General features: G+C 74.5%; 2 protein-coding genes. Both read left to right on the plus strand.

The annotated features are described in order from the left end of the window. A partial coding sequence (locus MVA01S_RS29830) for a vWA domain-containing protein (RefSeq protein ID WP_255251734.1) occupies positions 1-899 on the plus strand: 899 nt, incomplete at its 5' end. Next, on the plus strand, positions 896-1,457 hold a 562-nt coding region (locus MVA01S_RS29835), incomplete at its 3' end, for a hypothetical protein (protein ID WP_060941839.1). The genes MVA01S_RS29830 and MVA01S_RS29835, both read left to right, overlap by 4 nt.

Raw genomic sequence — 1,457 nt, forward strand, 5'->3', positions numbered from 1 at the left:
CCCCGGCGCTGCTCGCCGTCGCCGCGGGCGCGCTGATCGCGCTGCGAATGGTGGCGTTGCGCGCGGCGGCCGGCACGGGGCGGCGCGCTGTGCTGCGCTGGTCCACCACGACGGGGGCGATGCTGCTGATCCTGCTGGCGGCCGCGCGCCCGATCAGCGGCGCGGGCGAGGAGACCGAGCCCGGCCGTCCCGCGCAAACCGGTGCCAACGTCTACTTCGTCGTCGACCGGTCCGCGGACTCGGCGGCGACCGACCCCGACGGCCGACAGCGGATGGCCCAGATGCGGGACGACATCGGCGAACTCATCGCCGCACATCCGGGCGCACGGTTCGCACTGATCGCCTTCGCCGCCCGACCCTCCGTCGACTGGCCGCTGTCCGACGACATCTGGAGCCTGCAGCCCGTCGTCGAGACCCTCACCCCCTACGCCGGTCCCGCCGCCGATCCCACCGCGGTCAACGCCGCCGCGGCGGCGAACGTGCTGCGCTACCAGCTCATCGCGGCCGGTCAGCAGTATCCGGGCGCACCCGACGTCGTCTACTACCTCGGTTCCGGCGCACCGGAATCGGCCGCACCCCAGGGCACTTTCGAGACTCCCCCGGTCGACGGCGGGGCGGTGCTCGGATACGGGTCCGGCCGGGGCGAGGCCACCCTGCGCGCCATCGCCGACCAGCTGGGTGTGCCGTTCGTGCCCCGCGCGTCCGGCGGGCCGCTGCCCGCGGACACCGTCTCCGCCGACACCGCCGAAGCGGCCCGGGAACCCGCCGACGTGCCGACGCGCGTCGAATTCTATTGGGTGTTCACGATGTTGGCGGGGCTGCTGCTGCTCGGCGAGATCTACCTGACCGCACGGGACCTGCTGCGCGCGCGGGCCACCCGCCGGGAGGTGCTGTCATGACACGCACCCCGGCCCGGGTACGGCTGAGGCGGCGGCTGCTGCTGATGTCTGCGCCGGTGACACTCGCCGCGCTGGTGCTCGCCGCGAAGCTGATCTCGGTGGTGCTGGTGGGGGGTTCGGCGCAGGAACACTTCGCCGCCGGTGAGGTCGGCGCGTTGCGCGACGACGTGTCGGCGCTCTCGCTGCTCGACATCGTCGAACCCGCCACCACCGCCTTCGCCGCGGGCACCCTCGCGGTGCGCGAGGAGCGACTCGACGACGCCGACGCCCGATTCTCCGAAGCGCTGGCCGGCGCGGGGCCGGACCGGTCGTGCGCGGTGCGGGTGAACCTCGCGCTGGTGCGCGAACGTCGGGGTGACATCGACGCCTGGGAGGCGCGCCTGGACGTGGCGCGGCAGCGGTACGAGAGCGCGCTGGACGTGATCGCGGCCGCGCCGCCGGGCTGCTTCGCCGGCAACGACGATCCCGACGAACAGCGCCGGGCGGTCCGCGCGGACGCCGGGGAGCGGATCGCGGCCAAGATCCGGGCACTCGGCTCGGTGGCACCCCTCGCACCAC

Origin of the sequence: Mycolicibacterium vaccae NBRC 14118 = CIP 105934 (assembly GCF_001552715.1) — a bacterium.
GTDB classification, from domain to species: Bacteria; Actinomycetota; Actinomycetes; order Mycobacteriales; family Mycobacteriaceae; genus Mycobacterium; species Mycobacterium vaccae.